The organism is Cohnella sp. (assembly GCF_041640265.1).
Lineage (GTDB): Bacteria > Bacillota > Bacilli > Paenibacillales > Paenibacillaceae > Cohnella.
In genome coordinates this window covers 1-18,611 of sequence record NZ_JBEQAP010000001.1, presented here as the reverse complement: position 1 = coordinate 18,611, position 18,611 = coordinate 1, and the positions used below count along the sequence as shown (strand labels likewise).

19 protein-coding genes are annotated in these 18,611 nt (G+C 47.9%); 18 read left to right on the top strand and 1 reads right to left on the bottom strand.

Annotation, left to right across the window (positions count from 1 at the left end; translation table 11 throughout):
* The first annotated feature begins 18 nt into the window (after positions 1-18).
* Positions 19-1,020, top strand: coding sequence for an inorganic phosphate transporter (locus ACESLK_RS00095; RefSeq protein WP_372660317.1), 1,002 nt, complete (start codon positions 19-21; stop codon positions 1,018-1,020).
* 112 nt (positions 1,021-1,132) lie between these two features.
* Entirely contained in the window at positions 1,133-2,077 is a 945-nt protein-coding gene (locus ACESLK_RS00090) for a DUF1861 family protein (protein WP_372660313.1), read from the top strand.
* 69 nt (positions 2,078-2,146) lie between these two features.
* On the opposite strand, the gene ACESLK_RS00085 is transcribed toward ACESLK_RS00090, so the two are convergent.
* Positions 2,147-2,572 (bottom strand): hypothetical protein, encoded by a 426-nt coding sequence (locus ACESLK_RS00085; protein WP_372660310.1) that lies wholly within the window; start codon positions 2,570-2,572, stop codon positions 2,147-2,149.
* Between the two features lie 204 nt (positions 2,573-2,776).
* Between ACESLK_RS00085 and ACESLK_RS00080 the strand changes: the two genes are divergently transcribed.
* The 16 genes from ACESLK_RS00080 to ACESLK_RS00005 form a co-directional block, all read left to right on the top strand.
* The gene (locus ACESLK_RS00080; RefSeq protein ID WP_372660307.1) at positions 2,777-3,097 is read left to right on the top strand and encodes a YerC/YecD family TrpR-related protein; all 321 of its coding nucleotides are present in this window, start codon (positions 2,777-2,779) and stop codon (positions 3,095-3,097) included.
* A gap of 152 nt (positions 3,098-3,249) precedes the next feature.
* Positions 3,250-5,064 (top strand): sensor histidine kinase, encoded by a 1,815-nt coding sequence (locus ACESLK_RS00075; protein WP_372660303.1) that lies wholly within the window; start codon positions 3,250-3,252, stop codon positions 5,062-5,064.
* Positions 5,065-5,066: 2 nt separating this feature from the next.
* Positions 5,067-6,680 (top strand): response regulator, encoded by a 1,614-nt coding sequence (locus ACESLK_RS00070; protein ID WP_372661356.1) that lies wholly within the window; start codon positions 5,067-5,069, stop codon positions 6,678-6,680.
* 187 nt (positions 6,681-6,867) lie between these two features.
* Positions 6,868-7,851 carry an ABC transporter permease gene (locus ACESLK_RS00065; RefSeq protein ID WP_372660300.1) on the top strand — a complete coding sequence of 328 codons (984 nt, stop codon included), beginning with the start codon at positions 6,868-6,870 and terminating at the stop codon, positions 7,849-7,851.
* A gap of 40 nt (positions 7,852-7,891) precedes the next feature.
* Positions 7,892-8,821, top strand: coding sequence for a carbohydrate ABC transporter permease (locus ACESLK_RS00060; protein ID WP_372660297.1), 930 nt, complete (start codon positions 7,892-7,894; stop codon positions 8,819-8,821).
* Between the two features lie 103 nt (positions 8,822-8,924).
* Entirely contained in the window at positions 8,925-10,508 is a 1,584-nt protein-coding gene (locus ACESLK_RS00055) for an ABC transporter substrate-binding protein (protein WP_372660294.1), read from the top strand.
* 169 nt (positions 10,509-10,677) lie between these two features.
* Positions 10,678-11,457, top strand: coding sequence for a sirohydrochlorin chelatase (locus ACESLK_RS00050; protein ID WP_372660291.1), 780 nt, complete (start codon positions 10,678-10,680; stop codon positions 11,455-11,457).
* Positions 11,430-12,428: a diacylglycerol kinase gene (locus tag ACESLK_RS00045; RefSeq protein WP_372660287.1), complete on the top strand. Its 999-nt coding sequence runs from the start codon at positions 11,430-11,432 to the stop codon at positions 12,426-12,428. Before ACESLK_RS00050 ends, ACESLK_RS00045 begins: the two co-directional genes overlap by 28 nt.
* Positions 12,425-13,933, top strand: a complete 1,509-nt coding sequence (gene rlmD, locus ACESLK_RS00040; RefSeq protein ID WP_372660284.1) for a 23S rRNA (uracil(1939)-C(5))-methyltransferase RlmD — start codon at positions 12,425-12,427, stop codon at positions 13,931-13,933. Before ACESLK_RS00045 ends, rlmD begins: the two co-directional genes overlap by 4 nt.
* A 32-nt stretch (positions 13,934-13,965) precedes the next feature.
* The gene (locus ACESLK_RS00035; protein ID WP_372660281.1) at positions 13,966-14,091 is read left to right on the top strand and encodes a hypothetical protein; all 126 of its coding nucleotides are present in this window, start codon (positions 13,966-13,968) and stop codon (positions 14,089-14,091) included.
* Between the two features lie 206 nt (positions 14,092-14,297).
* Positions 14,298-14,858 (top strand): cupin domain-containing protein, encoded by a 561-nt coding sequence (locus tag ACESLK_RS00030; protein WP_029198517.1) that lies wholly within the window; start codon positions 14,298-14,300, stop codon positions 14,856-14,858.
* Positions 14,859-15,093: 235 nt separating this feature from the next.
* Positions 15,094-15,921, top strand: coding sequence for a ParA family protein (locus tag ACESLK_RS00025; protein WP_029198516.1), 828 nt, complete (start codon positions 15,094-15,096; stop codon positions 15,919-15,921).
* Complete coding sequence (locus ACESLK_RS00020) at positions 15,869-16,807, top strand: ParB/RepB/Spo0J family partition protein (RefSeq protein WP_483862612.1); 939 nt, start codon at positions 15,869-15,871, stop codon at positions 16,805-16,807. Before ACESLK_RS00025 ends, ACESLK_RS00020 begins: the two co-directional genes overlap by 53 nt.
* A gap of 44 nt (positions 16,808-16,851) precedes the next feature.
* The gene (locus ACESLK_RS00015) at positions 16,852-17,130 is read left to right on the top strand and encodes a hypothetical protein (RefSeq protein WP_372660278.1); all 279 of its coding nucleotides are present in this window, start codon (positions 16,852-16,854) and stop codon (positions 17,128-17,130) included.
* Entirely contained in the window at positions 17,096-17,650 is a 555-nt protein-coding gene (locus tag ACESLK_RS00010; protein ID WP_372660275.1) for a hypothetical protein, read from the top strand. The genes ACESLK_RS00015 and ACESLK_RS00010 overlap by 35 nt, the downstream gene beginning before the upstream one ends.
* Positions 17,651-17,736: 86 nt before the next feature.
* The coding region (locus ACESLK_RS00005; RefSeq protein WP_372660272.1) for an SAF domain-containing protein at positions 17,737-18,611 on the top strand (875 nt) is incomplete at its 3' end.

Genomic DNA, 18,611 nt, shown 5'->3' with positions numbered 1-18,611 from the left:
GGGACGGAACAGAATAGAATGGATTACACAATGTGGTTAGTCATCATTATAGTTGCGCTAGCGCTGGGATTTGATTTCATCAACGGATTTCACGATACGGCCAATGCTATCGCGACATCTGTTTCTACGCGCGCGCTGACACCTCGTCGGGCAATCATTCTTGCTTCGGTGATGAATCTGGTCGGAGCTTTGATGTTTACCGGTGTCGCGAAGACGATCGGCGGCAAGATAACGGATCCCTTTAAGCTGGAGAATGGTTTGACGGTTGTTATTGCCACACTAGTTGCGGCGATTATCTGGAACCTGATTACTTGGTGGTTCGGAATTCCCTCTTCCTCTTCGCATGCGATTATCGGAGCATTGGCTGGAGCAGCTATTGCTGCGGAAGGGTTGGATGGTATCAACTATGCCGGCTTCGCTTCCATTATAAAAGGACTTATCTTATCACCCATTATCGCCTTTGCGTTAGGCTTTTGTATCATGTTCGTGCTCAAGCACGTGTTCGCAAACTCCAGTCCGCATCAAGTCAACAAGATGTTCCGTTCCGGACAGGTGTTGACGGCAGCCTTTCAAGCGTTCACTCATGGAACGAATGATGCGCAGAAGGCGATGGGGATTATTACATTGGCTCTTGTGACGGGAGGATTACAGACAGAGATGGAAGTTCCATTGTGGGTTAAAATATCTGCAGCAATCGCAATGGCACTGGGCACCTCGGTCGGCGGCTGGAAAATAATAAAAACAATGGGTACGAAAATTTTCAAAATCGAACCAATCAACGGCTTTTCCGCAGATTTGGGCTCGGCATCAGTCATCTTGGGAGCAACACTGACGGGTTTTCCAGTGAGCACGACTCATGCGATCACTTCTTCCATCCTCGGAGTCGGATCCGCCAAGAAGTTTTCTAGCGTGAAGTGGAGCATGGCGGGACGAATTATCATGACTTGGATCATTACTATTCCGGCTGTTGGGGTACTGGCAATGCTCACCTATTACATCCTAAGTTTGTTCCTTCACTAAATCGGGTACATTGTTTATGAAAAATGGGTTGGGGACACCCAGTCCTGAACGTTCGGGATTGCTACAATAGAGTAACGGATGTTGCCATCTCTTCTTAGTCTGGAGGACACCCATGCTTGCATATACGGAACAGGCGAAATCGAGTGTCGACTTATTGAAGGAATTCCTATCCCTCAACGACAGATACTACGGGAAAAAGCTTTTTTTCTCAGGGGTCGGCACTCGCGATGTCTATAATATCTCCGCGCCCTTCATGGATAATGGAGAGCCGGTTATCGCCGGACGTGTGGAGGACCGCGACAAGGAATCCTCCGTGGTGATGTTCTTCGTCCAGCGAAAGGGAGAGTGGGTGCCTCGCAATGGGGCTCCCGTATTCGCTTTGCAGGATCCGTTCTTTACCTTTATCCGTGGTGAGCTTATATTCGGCGGCGTTGAGGTTTACTTCGACAGTGATGATCCACACTATGTTACCTCTTGGCGAACGGTATTTTACCGAGGTCATTCCATCAACGACCTGGAAGCCTTCGCTAAAGGACCTTTAACAATGAAGGATATCCGATTAGTCGAGCTTAAGAGCGGCCGAATCGGAGTATTCACCCGTCCGATGATGGTTGATGGCGCCCGTGCTCTGATTGGCTATGCGGAAATCGGAACGCTGGAGGAATTGACAGAGCAGGTTATCTCCGGCGCTAGGCTGCTCCTTCATCAGTTTCTTCCCGAGGAATGGGGGGGAGCGAATGAAGCTCACCTCTTGTCGAGCGGTATGATCGGCGTTCTAGGACATGTAGCTCGTATGGAAGATAACAATATACGGCATTATTATCCTATGACGTTTGCTTATGATCCCGCACATCATCGTTATACTCCCATTAAGATTATTGCTGCACGAAACATGTTCCCTGATGGACCGGCGAAACGCCCCGATCTGGAGGATGTGCTCTTCAGCGGAGGAATCGTTCGGAACAAGAATGGAACCGCTTCATTGTATACGGGTGTCAGCGATGCGGAGGCGCATCTTATCGACATCCCGGATCCTTTCTTGGAATACGAGAAATAAGGAAAAGAACCTCCAGCGCCACTTCAACAGTGGTTTTGGAGGTTTTTTGCGACCTGAGGTTAATCAGGCTCAGCGATGTTTAACAGGTCGCCGTGTACGAGATTTACTAGCTTGAGGCCGTGTTGTGGGACGTCTGCGTTTGGTTACCCTTTTGTTGGTATTCGCTGTGGCCAATGTACTTCCCTTATTGCCCATAAATAATTTGATCAGCGGGGCAACCTGCTGTATGGTGGACATAAATTTCTGGAACTTGCCCACTGTAGACAAGACCCCTTCGATGCCGCCCATCCGATCGATAATGGCTTTCACGTCGTTAAGGTTAGAGATGTTAAAGGGAAGGCTGCTCTTGGTGACCGTTGAAACTTGAGCGGGGAGTACGGTCGGTTGGATGACCTCGGGAGGACCGGCAGCGAACGAGTCTCCAATGCCAGGGAACGTATTCTGTTCAAAGCCGGAATTCCAGCCGTGCAGGGAGGGCGATTGCGGTTCGTTCATACAGTCACACCCTTTTTTGTATAAGTTATGATAGGCAAGTGCTTCGGGTATGGACGGATGCCCGTGTTTTGCAATATTTTAGCCCTGCAATGCGTGAATACGGTGACGCTTGAAGTATTTGCAGGATGGCAGTACAATTAGGAAAGTGACGGATACCTTAAGTGCCATTGATTGGCACCGGCGGTAAGGAAAGGACGCGAACTCATGCAACTTAAAAAGCTAAATGATAAAACGATAGACCAATTGTTCGAAGCCATCCTTACTCTGAAGAGTGTAGAGGAATGTTATGTGTTCTTCGATGACTTATGCACGGTTAACGAAATTCAATCCTTGTCGCAGCGGCTTGAAGTCGCCAGGATGTTAGGCAAAGGATATACCTATAACAAGATTGAAACGGAGACAGGCGCAAGCACGGCAACTATTTCCCGAGTGAAACGTTGTTTGAATTATGGGAATGACGGCTATAAAATGTCGTTAGAGCGCTTGGGTCGTTTTGGCGATGGTGACGAATCGGGCAGTAATTAAGTAAGATTGCGTTAGGGTTGGGGTGCTCCCATATAGATCATCAGGACACAATTCCTGATGGTCTTTTTTACTATATAGAAAGGAGTTGCCCGGTTTAGAAGAGGTGGGTTATGCTAATTACAACAATCTAGGCACTCACAGGGGGAATTATAGTGCGCTATTGGCAATCGGTGAGATTTAAGATTGTTACTGGGTTTCTGTTTATTATCATCCCTATGGTTGCTTTTATAATATATAACAATTTATATGCTATGAACGTGGTACGGGATCAGGTTTCCTCCAATTATAACAAGCTGCTCTCGGTGAATGTTCGGGAGAACGATAAGATTTTGCAGGAATTTATGTATTACTTGCTTAGATTAAAAGAAAGTGATCCGGATATTGCGCTGATCAAGAATATGCCATTGGGCGATGATGAAATCACCTTCGCCAAGATTCGACTGCAAAAACAGTTCATAGGGAATTCTGAAGGTATTCATTATAACATCGATTCCTTGTTCATCTACCCGCGTAAGGAAAACGATATTTTTCTAACCACTCAATATAGCGGTGACTCAGCGAAGAAGAAGAACGCGTTGCTTCAATGGACCAGGGGGCATTTGGATGACGCCTCAACGGGCTTCTATCCCCATTGGGATACGATCAGAATTGATGATACAAACTATTTATTGAAGTTTATTGATATGGGTTCTGATGTTTACGCAGGTGTGCTTGTACGTTCACAGAGTCTGATGAGAGGGTTGGAAAGCTTCGATGTTGGCCCTGAGGGAGCTGCTTTTCTCATCAATAATAATGGAGAGATGATTACGAACAACAGCTTTGCACCAATGAAGGATAAGCATTTCCGGGAAGGTGTCGTCGCGAAGAGTGATTCCTATGGGATTATTAAGAGCGGAGGAAAGGCTTATCTTGTCCTGTCTAAGCCATCTGCGAATGCGGATGTGAACTATGTCATCGTTACGACAGAGTCTTATATTCTACAGGACCTGCCATTCTTCCAGAAGATGCTCTACGGTTGGATCCCGCTGTTAGTTGCTCTAGTTTTAACCTTATATTTAATCTTCTTGCAAAGAGTTATGTTTAGACCGCTTGTCGATTTAATCCGAGGGATGCGCAAGTTAGGGCAGGGACGCTTCGATGTCAGGCTGCCAACCGATCAGAGCAGTGAATTCGCCTTTATGTCCGGCACCTTCAACCAAATGGCAGAGCAGATAGAGCTGCTGAAGATTGACGTCTATGAAGAGCAGCTTAGGGTGCAGCGCGCGGAATACAAGCACCTTCAGATACAGATCAATCCCCATTTCTATATGAACTGCTTAAACATTATTTATAATCTCGCAGCGCTTAAGGACTTCAAATCCGTTCAGAAGCTATCTCTGCATCTTGCTGATTACTTTCGGTTTCTTATGCAGAGCCATCGATCCGTAGTCAGGTTAGAGGATGAGATTGGTCATATCGGGCATTATTTGGAAATTCAAAAGCTTAGGTATGTCACGAAGCTGGATTATGAGATTAACATTCAGCCTGAGCATTTATCATGTGAGCTGTCGCCGCTTATGATCCAGCCATTTGTCGAGAACTCGGTGATTCATGGGTACAATCGCAGGGTTCAAGATGGCTCAGTATTCCGAATCCACATCCGTTCAGAGGCAGATCCAGATCTACCGGAGCGTTATATACGGATCATTATTGAAGATAATGGCTCTGGTTATCCGCCTGATATGCTGAGAGAATTGCAAAGCAATGCTTATCTGTCCGGAACAGGTGAGCAGCATCTCGGTATCTGGAATATTCTTAGGAGATTTAAGATGCTGTACGGCGATGATGGCGGGATTACTTTCCGTAACGGTTCTCAGAACGGGGCAATCGTAGAAATACAGCTCCCATTGGTCCGTTCCCATGTCATAGATGCCGGGAAGGACGATAAGAATACGAACGGGATAACTGAGGGGGGATACGCGTGCTGACAATGCTAGTCGTTGACGATGAGATATACGCCTTAAAGGGTATTACCCAAGGGATCGACTGGAGCGACCTTCCGATTACGACAATTCTGGAGGCTGAGAATGTAGAACAAGCTGTAAACCTGCTTAAAGAACAGAGGGTTGATCTCGTTATTTCGGATATCGAAATGCCTGGTGCAAACGGAATAGAGCTCCTGCGCCAAATCCGCGAGCTGACCCCGTCGACGTTAACTATTTTTCTAACCGGACACGCTCGCTTTGAATACGCCCAAGAGGCACTGCAATATGGCTGCTTCGATTATGTGCTCAAGCCCGTAGATCATGACATTCTCAAAGGAATTGTTAAACGCGCCATCGAAGAAATCGAGCGGCTCCAAGCTCAGCAGGAATTCGAAGGTACACTGGAAATATACCGTCGTCAATGGACGAATCAGCTCCCGATTCTCGTAGAGAGATTCTGGCAGGAGATCCTGAGCGGGAAGGTATCGGCCTCCGCAGATCGATTGAACCGGGAATTCGAGCTGTATGATATTCCGCTGAGGGCGGATGATCAGGTGCTTCCGATCCTGCTGAGTATCGAGCAATGGGAAGTCGAATTGGATGCCCGCGATGAGAGCATCATGGAATATGCCGTTCGCAAGGCAGCTTCAGAAATCATTCTTGGCGAAAGTTCAGGCATTGTTCTGAAGGATCGCAATGAGCTTAATCTAGTCATGCTTTATGGCGGCCTGTCCAATCGGGAGCAACTCAAAGCTCGCTGCATTGAGTATGTGAAGGCGTGCAATGATTATTTCCACTGTCGTGTATCCTGTTACATGGGAGTATCAATCCGGGTCGGCGAGGTGCAGACCTCGCTTGAAAGGCTGTCGCAGTTAGAGCGGGCTAATGTATCAGAGCCGCAATCGGTATTAGACAGCATACTGGCGGAAGAAACCGGCGCTTACGCCAATAGCTCGGCTGCGGTAATGGGTTCGAATTTGCCTTCGTTCACGGATTGGGCCAACCTGCTGGATCGCGGGAATATAGATGAACTGACGGCAAGCATCGAGAAAGCGTTGCGAAGCTTTCAGGAGGAATCCGCCAGCAGGGAGACGTTGGAGCTTTTCTATTTCGGTTTTGTTCATCTTTTATTTCAAGCGGCAAACCGCAAAGGGATATCTATCTACGATACGGTAACTGTCCACGAAATCAATGAAGGTCAAGCTGTCCGTACTCCGGTACTTATGCAGGCATGGGCAACAAAGCTGCTGGTTAAGGCCGGTCAAGCATTCGTAGATCGTCAGCGAGATGCATCCGCCATCATCTCCAGAATCCAATCGTTTATCCATGATAACCTGGATAAGGAAATGAACAGAGACGACATCGCTCGCTCCGTCTTCCGAAACCCTGCTTACTTGTCTCGCTTGTTCCGTAAGGAGACAGGACTTTCGCTCACGGACTATATCGTACAGGTGAAGATTGAGAAAGCGAAGAAACTGCTCAAGGAAACCAACGATAAGATCAGCACAATCGCGGAGGATCTCGGCTATATGCACTTCTCTTATTTCGCCAAATTATTCAAGAAGACAGCGGGTTTAACTCCGCAGGAATACCGGAAACAGCATCAGACCTTGCCGTAAGCCGACCGAACCCGTACTCACGAGAGGAAGGGGCTTTCTCAAAAGTGATTAACTTTTGAGCAGCCCCTTCCTCTTTTAAAGTCACCAAAGTGCTATATGGGTCACCTCAGTAGATAGATGAGAGGTGTCGTCCCCTGTACAATAAAATTATAAACAGCAGACAAGAGACAAAGGATAGTGATGAGGGATGGAACAAATCGTGCAGCCTGTCGTGCCCGGTTCGAAGACGAGCAAGGTTAAGACGCTAAATCAGAGCTATTGGAAGCGATACGGCGTTTTCTACTTGATGATGGCGCCTGCGCTAATCGTGTTATTAGTAAATAACTACATTCCAATGTTTGGCGCGCTGATCGCCTTTAAGTCAATCTCTTACGAATCAAGAAGCTTCATTGAGAATTTCATAAATGGCAAGTGGGTCGGCTGGGACAACTTCAAATATCTGTTCAGTACGAGCGATGCATGGAGAATTACCCGGAACACCGTCATTTATAATTCCATTTTTATAGTTCTGAATTTGATTGTCGGCGTAGGCTTCGCTCTCATGTTCAATATGATGCGTAATCGGTTCGCAGCGAAGATCCATCAGACATTGATGTTCCTGCCCTTCTTCCTATCCTGGGTTATCATCAGCTATCTGGTATACGCTTTCCTTAACCCGGAGCTTGGGATTATGAATAATTACATTATGCCTTTGTTCGGTGTATCGGAAGTCGAATGGTATTCCGACTCGAAATGGTGGCCGTACATCATCCCAATTCTTAACACTTGGAAGGGTATTGGATACTTTGCGGTGATCTACTTAGCTGCAATCATCGGTATCGACAAGGAGTATTACGAAGCAGCCTCACTAGAAGGCGCATCTAAGGCTAGACAGGTTTGGAGTATTACAATCCCTCTTATTCGCCCAGTAATCATTGTCCTTACGATGCTTCAGATTGGTCGAATATTCAATGCAGATTTCGGCTTGTTCTTCCAAGCAACCCGTAATGCAGGAGCGCTTTACGACACTACATTAGTTATAGATACCTATGTATATCAAGGGTTTCTGGTAACAGGCGATATTGGTCTTTCATCAGCGGCAGGGTTCTATCAAGCAGTTGTCGGCTTCGTGCTTGTACTCGGCTCTAACCTGATCGTACGTAGAATCAGTAAAGAGGATGCTATTTTCTAGTGCAGCAATCGCCCGACATCTGAAGGAGGAATTATTCCCAATGGCTACAGCCGCAACAAAGAAAAAAAGCTATGACATACACCAAATTTCACGAACGTCCAACGCGTTCATCAATATTTTCTTCTGGTTTTACTCAGCTTTGTGCGTCATTCCTCTTCTGCTTATTGTCGGAGTATCGTTATCCGATGAAAGACAGGTACTCATCAACGGCTACAAGTTCTGGCCAGAGAAGTTTAGTCTTGAAGCCTATAAGTTCTTGCTGGAGGATTGGCAGCCCGTCGTACAGTCTTATGGAGTATCGCTATTCGTTACAGTCTTCGGAACGATCGTCGCGGTCGTCATGATGGCGTTATATGCCTATCCCATTTCTCGACGGGACTTTAAGCATCGCAACTTATTTGCCTTCATTATGTTTTTCACCATATTGTTCAGCGGCGGGCTAGTACCTTTCTATCTGATGTATGCCCAAGTCCTTGACATGAAGAACACACTTCTCGTTCTTATGGCTCCATTTTTCGTGCAGGGGTTCTATGTTCTTATCTTGCGAACCTTCTTCATGAATTCCATCCCCGTCGAGCTGCTGGAGTCGGCCAAGATTGATGGAGCTGGGGAGCTTAGAATATTTTTCAAAATCGTGCTTCCGCTTTCCTTGCCCGTGTTAGCTTCCGTAGGCTTATTGGTTACATTAGGATATTGGAATGACTGGTTCCTTAGTCTCTTGTTCATTACGGACAACGAAACGATAAGTATTCAGTTCCGAATGTATGAAGCTTTGCTGGACATTCAATATTTAAGCTCGAATTCACAGGCTTACTCCGCTATTCTTCAAGCGAACCCAAGCTTCCAAATGCCTAGTGAGACCGTTCGTATGGCAATGGCGATTGTTGGAGTAGGACCTATTATTTTCGCTTATCCATTCTTCCAACGTTATTTCATTCAAGGCTTGACTGTAGGCGCTGTTAAGGGCTGATCAGGATTCAGAGGGCATACGCTCTCGTCATAAAATTAGCATATACCGGTTGCCGGCCCGGTTGAGCATATATTTTCCACTAAGAAAAGGGAGGCAATACCACATGTATAGAAAGAGCAAGCTAGGCAAATCTTATTTGGCACTATTAGCAGTCATCCTGACTCTCACCGTTGTATTAGCAGGCTGCGGAGGAAATAAGGAGAACAACGCATCTCCATCCGTCGCTCCATCGGAATCCCAAGCAGCAACTGAATCCGCATCACCATCGGAAGGCGCTGCAGCTGATCTTCCAGAAGTCACATTAAGCATCACGTTCCCAGGCACTTCCCCGAAGGACGAAGTGAAAGTAGAAGAAGCGCTTAACGCTTACCTGAAAGACAAAATCAACGCTAAAATTGATCTTAACATGATTGATTGGGGTCAATGGGACAACAAAATCAACTTAGCAATCGCTGGTCGTGAGCCAATGGATATCCTCTTCACGGCTGCTTGGAACGGCCACTCTAATAACGTAGCGAAAAAAGCATTCCTGGCTGTTAACGATCCTAACGGAACTTATGGCAATCTTCTTGAGAAATACGGTCAAGGCATTCTAGAAACTTTGCCGCCTGCTTACCTTGCCGGTGCTAAGATCAGCGGTCTGAACTATGCGGTTCCAACAAGCAAAGAGCTAGCAGAGCAAGGCGGCGTTATCTACCGTAAGGATATTGCTGAAGAGCTTGGTTTGACCGCTCAATTGGACGCTGTAAAAACAATCGCAGATCTTGAGCCAATTCTGGCTGAAGTAAAAGCGAAGAAACCTGAGATGACGCCTCTTTACCTGAAAGATGGCGAGAACTTCAACTCTCACTATTTCGCGAAATATGATCACCTTGGCGATGGTAACATTGAAGGTGCTATCCTGAAGACTGCTGCTGACACAACAGTTAAAGCTCGTTATGACTTCCCGGTATATAAAGAAACATTGAACATCACCCGTGATTTCTTCAAGAAAGGCTACATTAATAGAGATGCGGCTACAGCTCAGATTACTCCGCAAGATGCACTGAAAGCAGGCAACGTGTTCATGGGCGTATTCTCCCTGAAACCAGGTAAAGACGCTGAAGTTGAACTTACTGCGAACCTGCAAGGCAAGCTGAAGCAAATTTATATGACGGATAAAACAGTTTCTACTGGTGAGACTGCTGGTTCCATGCTTGGGATTACAACAACCTCTGCTAACCCAGAGCGCGCTATGATGCTGATCAACCTGTTGCATACGGACAAAGAGCTGAACAACCTGCTCAACTTCGGTATCGAAGGCGATCACTATACTCGTAACGGCGATATTATTTCCGGAACAGCGAACACGCCTAGCTATGCAATTGGTTCTTCCTGGATGTTCGGCAACCAATTCCTGAACTATATCTGGGATTCGGAAGCTGCAGACAAATGGGCCCAGTTCAAAGCCTTCAACGAAGGTGCAACTAACTCCCCGGCACTAGGCTTCACGTTTAATGCTGAACCGATCAAATCGCAAGCTTCGGTTACGATCAACATTCGTAAAGAGTTTGATCCAGGCTTAGATACAGGTGCCGTTGATCCTGCGAAAGCCGACGATTATATTAAAAAGCTTAAAGCGAATGGTCTTGATGCCATTATCGCTGAGAAACAGAAACAATTAGATGAATTCTTGGCTTCGAAGTAATCTAGAAATTAACAAGACTCGAAACCGTCAGGCGCTTGCTTCATTGCGCTTGACGGTTTTTCCATGTGATCTAATCGTACGGGCTTCGTCGTTGACATTGGCTTAACGTTTCGCTAGCATGGATGAGGAAGGTGGGACAGCTGGATAAGTTAGGGGAGGAAGCTCTTTCATGAAACCAGGCTTGCTGGTTATCAGCCACGGATCACGGGAAGCAGGCTGGGTCGCTTTGGTAGATGAGTCGATAGAGGCTGCCCGTGCGCATTTGGGAAGCCAACTGCTTATCGAAGCGGCATTTCTTGAGCTTGTGGAAGGGCGATTGATTCAGGATGGCATAGATCGATTAGAAGCAGCGGGAGTTACGCATCTGTTTGCATTGCCGCTGTTCGTATCGTCTGGCAGTACCCATGTAGACGAGATCGGTTGGGCGCTCGGTGCTTATCCAAAGTCAAGAACAGAGACGGAATTGGAGCCTATCCGAATTTCGGCTGCTCTAACATATGGCAAACCGATGGATGACGATCAAGAGATCGTTGACGTGATTCTGGATCGCATGAAGAAGCTGTCTATTCACCCTGCTAAGGAAAGCATTCTGCTCATTGGACACGGAAGCAAGGAAGAGGGTTTTCAAGAAGCTTGGGAGCAAGGGTTCGATTCCATTGGAGAGCAATTACTGAGGCTGGGCGGCTATAATGCATATTCCTCAGCGTTGTTGCAGCTAGAAGAGGTCCCGGAGCGATGGGAAAGCTTAATGAGCGGACATCCCATGAACGAGATTATTGTTGTACCGTTATTCTTAAGCGAAGGTTATTTCACTAAACAAATTATTCCGCGCAAGCTCGAGGGATTGCGGTGTCGATACAACGGATGTACGCTTATGCCTCATCCGAAGATTGCGGATTGGATAGTTAGAAAAACGTTGGAATGGCTAAAAGATTTGGGTATTCATTGAAAGATCAAGAAGAGGGGATTCGGTTGGATATTATTCGAGCAAGGTTGATTTATAATCCGACTTCCGGTCGAGAGGAAGTTAAACGAAAGCTTGCTGCGATCTTACAAAGGTTGGAGCGAGGCGGAATAGAGACTTCTTGTCATGCGACTGAAGATAAGGGGGATGCGATCAAGGCCGCATCTGATGCTGTGGAGCGCGGTTTCGATATGATTATCTCAGCTGGCGGCGATGGTACCCTTAACGAAGTGGTGAACGGAATTTCAGCTCATCAAAAACGCCCGTCTCTGGGGATTTTGCCGCTGGGTACGACGAATGACTTCGCTCGTGCACACGGTATCCCGCGTCGCTGGGAGGATGCTTGTGATCTGATCGTTGGCCGTTACACGACTCCTGTAGATGTGGGACAAGCTAATGACAGATATTTCATTAATATATCCGGCGGCGGCTCATTGACGGAATTAACTTATGAAGTGCCCAGCAAGCTGAAGACAATGGTCGGTCAGCTTGCTTATTATATGAAGGGCTTGGAGAAGATCACGCGTCTTCATCCAACCCGTATGCGAATATCGGCAGAGGGTGTCGGTGAATTCGATGAGGAGTTTATGTTGTTCCTGATTGCCAATAGTAATTCCGTTGGCGGCTTCGATCGTTTGGCTCCTAATGCCAGTACGAGTGATGGTCTGTTCGACGTGCTCGCACTTCGTAAATGCAACTTGGCTGAGTTCATCCGCATTGCTACCTTGGTTATGCGTGGAGAGCCCGTACTGAACGATCCCCATTTCATCCATTTCCAGAGCAATCGAATCGTCGTGGAAGCGGATGGTCGGGTACAGTTGAACGTGGATGGCGAGTTTGGCGGTACTCTTCCGTGCACATTTAACTTATTACACTCGCACTTAGATGTTATTGTTGATGCGAATGGTGAAAGCTCCTATCGGAAAAATGGCCCGGGAAGGGCATTGCAGCTATGAGCGGACGGAATAGCAAGGGTAGCAGGGGTGGCAGGGATAGTAGAGGTAAGGGGAGTTCCTCAAAGGCAATTTCCGGTGTTCCTGTAGTGACAGGTCAACGTTTCGTCTGTGAGATTATCGGACTGACGCATGAAGGAGAAGGGGTAGGCCGGGTCGAGGGCTACACCCTTTTTGTTCATGGCGGGCTGCCAGGGGAAAAGGTGCAAGCGGAAGTGGTTAGTATCGGGAAGTCATTCGGGCGTGCTCGGATGACGGAGCTGCTGGCGGGAAGCGCTGCAAGGCAGAGTGCTCCGTGCCCGATCTACGATCTATGCGGAGGCTGTCAGCTGCAGCACTTGGACTATGCGGAGCAGCTTCGCTGGAAGCGTCAGCATGTGGTGGACAATCTTATGCGGATTGGGAAGCTGTCTGTTGCGGGCGAAGCAGGGTTGAAGAATACAGAGCGGGCGGGGAATAGTGGGAACGCTGGTTCACCTGTCATCGTACATCCTACTCTTGGCATGTCTGATCCTTGGCGTTACCGGAACAAAGCTCAAGTTCCCATTGGTGTTGCCGAAGGCGGGCTGATCGGCGGCTTCTATGAGCAAGGCAGCAACGACATCGTAGAGATGGATGCTTGTCTCATTCAGCAGGAAGAGAATGAAGAAACGGTACGTGCTGTGAAGGACGCAGCGAGATTGCTGGATATATCCGCATATAACCGAGCGACTGGTCGCGGGCTGCTTCGCCATGTCGTTGTTCGTCATGCGCAGGCGACCGGACAGCGTATGGTTGTTCTTGTGACAAACGGGATCGATATCCCCCACGCTCAGGAGCTAGTGTCACTCATCCGTAAGAGGGTACCTGGTGTGGTTAGTATATGCCAAAGCATTAATACTGCTCAATCGCCGGTAGTGTTTGGTGACGAAACAAGAGTGCTGTGGGGCGAGGAAGTTATCTATGACGAGATCGCGGGTATCCAGTTCGCGATTTCTCCTAGGTCGTTCTTCCAGGTGAATCCAGAGCAGACGGAGCGACTATACCGTTCGGCGGTGGAGTATGCAGGTTTGACGGGGGAAGAGACCGTTGTTGATGCCTATTGCGGTATCGGTACAATCTCATTGTTCCTGGCACAGTATGCACAGAAAGTGTACGGTGTGGAGATTGTTCCTGAAGCGATCGAGGATGCTCGTCGCAACGCGCTGTTGAATGGCGTAACGAACGTGGAATTCGCCGTCGGCGCTGCAGAAGTGGTCATGCCGCGCTGGCAGAAAGAGGGGATTACGCCTGACGTCATTGTCGTCGATCCCCCTCGCAAAGGCTGCGATGGTGCGCTTATCGCTACGATGCTGGAGCTTCGTCCGGCGAGAATCGTCTATGTATCGTGTAACCCCTCGACGCTGGCAAGGGATCTAAGGCTGCTCGAGGATGGAGGCTATCGAACGGTTGAGGTTCAGCCGGTGGACATGTTCCCGCATACGGGGCATGTGGAGTGCGTGGTAGGAATACAACGAATCGATACGTAGAAATCCTTTGTTTTCAACACTTTGCGCGATTTATGACTTTTACGAAGGACGGCAGTGACTTCAAAAATAAGGTAATTAAGGACAAAATCGAGGTTTCCGTCGTTTTGGACTTGGATTTGGACGTCGTATGCGTAGATATGTTGAATTCATCAGGTTAAGTTCATTAAAGTGGTCGACCCAAGATGTCATTGGGTTACTTATTGAGAGCCACTTGTTAAAAAACTAACCATGTTGTTAATGGTATATTCAGTTGGGGATTAAGCTAACCAGCTTTAGCCCATTATTGAACATTTGTATTCCTTTTTAATAGGCAACCGCATAGGATAAAAGGTAAATAATGAATCATGAGAAGAGAGGAATGAATATGCACCTTAATACATGCTCTCACAATCCATGGCATAATCCTTTGCATAACAAGTGGAATAACAATTATTGGGGCTATAATTGGAACCCACAATATTACAACTGGCACAATAGCAACCGTTATCCTTTATACGGAAACTCTAAATTAATGGATTATGGATCACAACCTTTTGTAGTGAATATTGACCAAGCTGCTAAACAAAACAATACTTACCGCACCGCTTTATGGACAGGGAAACACTTTCAAGTGACTCTGATGAGCATTAATGTTGGAGATGACATTGGTTTAGAAGTCCATCCGACTACTGATCAATTCATACGTATTGAAGAAGGTCAGGGACTTGTTCAAATGGGTGATAGCAAAGATAAATTAGATTTTCAGGAAATGGCCTATGATGACTATGCCATCATGATACCGGCTGGAAAATGGCACAATTTAACCAATACAGGAAATACACCACTTAAAATTTACGTAATCTATGCGCCGCCTGAGCATCCATATGGTACAGTTCATGAGACGAAAGCAATTGCCATGTCTACTAAAGAAAACCAACATTACTAATGAATCGGGTGAAAAATCTCATTCGACTAACACTGTGGCTCTAACTAAATTAACCGAATGACTCCGCATTACCGAAACCGAACACTAAAGCTAGCTACCTATAATATATGAATTTGAATATTCAAGAGGACGCCTTTTCATCGGCGTTCTCTTTTTATATAGATACTATTTAAAAAGCCGGTTGCCCTGAAAAATTCAGCGCAACCGGCTTTTTGCGTGAAAGGAGAAGTGTCGGATGTCCAAGGTGATCGCCCTCGCCAATCAGAAAGGCGGCGTGGGAAAAACCACTACGGCGGTCAATCTGGGAATCGGTTTGGCTGCCGATGGGAAAAAGGTCTTGCTGGTCGATGCGGACGCACAAGGCAACCTGACGGATTCGTTAGGGTTCCACGAACCGGATAGTCTGTCGGTATCCTTAGCCACGTTGCTGGTGAAAACGATGCAGGAAGAACCTTGCGAGGCGCGAGAAGGTATTTTGCATCACCACGAAGGCGTTGACCTGATGCCGGGTAACATCGAACTGTCCGCTGTCGAGGTATCGCTTGTCAACACGATGAGCAGAGAAACAATTTTGCGTTCTTACATCGATTCAGTTAAAGCCGACTACGATTACGTACTGATCGATTGCATGCCGAGTTTAGGCATGTTAACTATCAATGCGTTGGCGGCTGCGGACAGCGTTATTATCCCCGTACAGGCGCATTATTTGCCGGCCAAGGGAATGACTCAACTTTTGCAGACGATCGCCCGAGTACGAAGGCAGATCAATCCAAAGTTGGTTTTGGACGGTGTACTGCTCACGATGGTAGACAGCCGGACGAAATTTGCCAAAGACATTTCGTTCATTCTTCGGCGCGACTATGGCGATAAGCTGCGCGTGTTCAACACTGAAATTCCGCTATCCATACGCGCGGCGGAAACGAGCGCCAAAGGAAAAAGCATTTATGATCATGACCCGGATGGGAAAGCTGCGGAGGCTTATGCCGCCTTTACGAAGGAGGTGCAAGGCATTGGCATCGAAAGACGACATGCGCGCCAGCATCAAGCTGACCACAGTCGCTGATTTATTCTCCACCGAGGAGAGCCGCGCTGACGAGCAGCGGGAAAAGGTGATGGACATACCTTTGTCGGAAATCAGCGATTTTCCCGGCCATCCGTTCAAGGTGAGGGCGGATGAAGCGATGCTGGAAATGACGGACAGCGTAAAGCAATACGGTGTACTTGTTCCCGGCTTGGTACGTCCTAAAACGGACGGCGGCTATGAAATGGTAGCCGGGCATCGGCGAAAAAAAGCGAGCGAACTGGCGGGCAAGGAAACGATTCCTTGTATCGTCCGCGAACTGGATGACGATCAGGCAACCATCATTATGGTGGACAGCAATTTGCAACGGGAGAATATTTCGCCAAGCGAGAAAGCATTTGCCTATAAGATGAAACTTGAGGCGATGAAAAGACAGGCGGGCAGACCAAGCAAAGATAATGTGTCCCAAGTTGGGACACAAAAGCGCTCCGATCAATTGTTAGCAGATCAGACAGGCGAAAGTCGTAATCAAATCCAGCGTTATATCCGCCTTACCGAACTGACGTCCTCCATTCTCGAAATGGTGGACGATAAACAAATCGCCTTCAATCCGGCGGTAGAACTTTCTTACTTGGCCGAAGAAGAACAGAAAGCCCTGTACGAAACGATGCAATCTGAGGACTGTACCCCCTCTTTGGCGCAGGCGCAGCGCATGAAAAAGCTTAGCCAGGACGGACGGCTTAACGTGGATGTGATCTTCTCGATTCTCACGGAGGAAAAGCCGAACCAGAAAGAAAAGATCGCGATTCAGCGTGAGCGAATCGACCGCTTTTTTCCGAGGGAGTTTACCGAGAAGCAAAAGGAAGACCTTATCGTTCAACTGTTGGAAAGCTGGTATAAAAAGCGACAGCGGGAGCACGAACGTTAATTTGTAGCCGAATCGTCCCATCCTGTTCGCTAGCACTCTCCCCTATGAAGGAGAGCTTTTTTATGCCGATTTTTGGGAAGGAGATCGCGATGTATTTTACAAAAGGGAGGCGTCGTCAATATGAGCGCCTGATGCAAGAAAAGCCGGGCTTCGACCACAGCGGACTTTTGGAGGATGAAAACAAGGAGCCGCGCAAGCGGGAAAAAGAGTCTCGAGAAGATGGTCAATCAAAACGAAGCCGGAGAACGAAAGATAAGCTCGCAAATACCAAAGTAAAGGGGACTGACAATGGAAGAGATGAAGCGAATGGTGGACAACTATGAAGTCTATCAGGCCATCTCCATCGGCAAGGTGGAAGTGTTGCTTGGCATAGACGAAACCAATGCCGAAAGCCCCTACATGGTTTGTTACTGCACCCGAAACAATTCTTTGGGCGTCGAGCAATTTTATTCGACTACGGTCGGCACGGATTATCTTGAGGCCATGGATGATTTTATTTCCCGAGTACAATGGGAACTGGAGGATCTCAAAGAAGAACGGGCAAGTGCTATGATGCCTCTATCTCCCCTCACCCAAGCACAATGTCAGCTGATTCAAGAGGATATGCGCATTGATAACCAGGTCGTCGTCATCCGACCGGAGCGGTTGCGTCCCGAATATCGCACAGCTGTTAACCAGCTTGTGTTGGCAAAGAGCGGTTTTGGCACCTCTGCCTTCTCCCGGGGTCGAGCGGTATTCACGTTGAATCTGTATACCGGAGAGGAGGCTCGCTGGAATCGGGAGGATTTTATGGGCCTGATGAAACCGGAGGGCGCAAGAAAAGCTGGGCCAGGTTCAGGTTGAAGCCCAGCAAAAGCCGAAGAGCCGTGACGAGGCCCGGTAAGACAATCGATACCATTTCAATCTGAAGGTGAAAGGAGACGTGAGCGATGTCGTGGACCTATCGTAACCGCAAGATACTGATTATCGCTGCAATCGCCATAAGCGTTTGTTTACTTGTGGCCGCTGCATTTTTTTCTCTCGTCAAGCAATCGGAGCAGGAGCAGAAACAGCAGCAAATGAAGGAACAGTATGAAAGGCAAATCGAGGAACTGAAAACGATGGGGGAACAATCGCGCCGAAGCGTTTGGACCGTGGCGCGAACCATTCCGGCCGGCGGAACCGTGAAGGCGGATGACCTCAAGCCCGTCCCTATGCCCGAGAGTCTGGTACCGACGGAGATGATTACCGATCAGACTGCGGCCATCGGCAAAAGCGCCAAGATCGAATTGCAGCCAGGTACGCCGCTGATGCCGTCCATGCTGTACGAGAGCGCGCCGATCCCAAAGGATTTGCGGGTGCAGGAGTTTCATGTCATTCAGCTTCCCACCAATTTGCAAAAGGGACAGTTTATTGACGTGCGAATCAATTTCCCGACCGGCGAGGATTTTGTCCTGCTGGCGAAAAAGAAAGCGAGGGACCTCTCTGGCACGGTCATCTGGCTGGAAATGAATGAGCGGGATATATTGCAGATTTCGAGCGCGATTATCGACGCCTACTTGCAAGGCGCGCGGCTGTATGCTCTCCCCTATATCGAGCCGGGCTTGCAAGAAGCAGCGGTGGTCAATTATCCCGCCAACCCGAAGGTGCTCGACTTGATGGCGCATGATCCGAACCTGCTCGAAAAAGCAACAACCAAGCTTGCCCGCCAGCTTCGCCTGACACTCGACGATAATCTCAAGGCGATGAGTGAGTCGGACAAACTGCGCGTAACCAGCGGAAGCGTAACGGTTCAGCAGCAACTGCAAAACGAACGGATTGTCAC

What these genes read in the sequence shown, in the direction of transcription:
- ACESLK_RS00055 (WP_372660294.1), top strand. Translation starts at nt 8,925, where the DNA reads ATGTATAGAAAGAGCAAGCTAGGCAAATCTTATTTGGCACTATTAGCA.
- ACESLK_RS00035 (WP_372660281.1), top strand. Translation starts at nt 13,966, where the DNA reads ATGACTTTTACGAAGGACGGCAGTGACTTCAAAAATAAGGTAATTAAG.
- ACESLK_RS00045 (WP_372660287.1), top strand. Translation starts at nt 11,430, where the DNA reads ATGGCTAAAAGATTTGGGTATTCATTGAAAGATCAAGAAGAGGGGATT.
- ACESLK_RS00060 (WP_372660297.1), top strand. Translation starts at nt 7,892, where the DNA reads ATGGCTACAGCCGCAACAAAGAAAAAAAGCTATGACATACACCAAATT.
- ACESLK_RS00010 (WP_372660275.1), top strand. Translation starts at nt 17,096, where the DNA reads ATGGAAGAGATGAAGCGAATGGTGGACAACTATGAAGTCTATCAGGCC.
- rlmD (WP_372660284.1), top strand. Translation starts at nt 12,425, where the DNA reads ATGAGCGGACGGAATAGCAAGGGTAGCAGGGGTGGCAGGGATAGTAGA.
- ACESLK_RS00025 (WP_029198516.1), top strand. Translation starts at nt 15,094, where the DNA reads ATGTCCAAGGTGATCGCCCTCGCCAATCAGAAAGGCGGCGTGGGAAAA.
- ACESLK_RS00080 (WP_372660307.1), top strand. Translation starts at nt 2,777, where the DNA reads ATGCAACTTAAAAAGCTAAATGATAAAACGATAGACCAATTGTTCGAA.
- ACESLK_RS00085 (WP_372660310.1), bottom strand. Translation starts at nt 2,572, where the DNA reads ATGAACGAACCGCAATCGCCCTCCCTGCACGGCTGGAATTCCGGCTTT.
- ACESLK_RS00015 (WP_372660278.1), top strand. Translation starts at nt 16,852, where the DNA reads ATGAAGGAGAGCTTTTTTATGCCGATTTTTGGGAAGGAGATCGCGATG.
- ACESLK_RS00070 (WP_372661356.1), top strand. Translation starts at nt 5,067, where the DNA reads ATGCTAGTCGTTGACGATGAGATATACGCCTTAAAGGGTATTACCCAA.
- ACESLK_RS00095 (WP_372660317.1), top strand. Translation starts at nt 19, where the DNA reads ATGGATTACACAATGTGGTTAGTCATCATTATAGTTGCGCTAGCGCTG.
- ACESLK_RS00050 (WP_372660291.1), top strand. Translation starts at nt 10,678, where the DNA reads ATGAAACCAGGCTTGCTGGTTATCAGCCACGGATCACGGGAAGCAGGC.
- ACESLK_RS00030 (WP_029198517.1), top strand. Translation starts at nt 14,298, where the DNA reads ATGCACCTTAATACATGCTCTCACAATCCATGGCATAATCCTTTGCAT.
- ACESLK_RS00090 (WP_372660313.1), top strand. Translation starts at nt 1,133, where the DNA reads ATGCTTGCATATACGGAACAGGCGAAATCGAGTGTCGACTTATTGAAG.
- ACESLK_RS00065 (WP_372660300.1), top strand. Translation starts at nt 6,868, where the DNA reads ATGGAACAAATCGTGCAGCCTGTCGTGCCCGGTTCGAAGACGAGCAAG.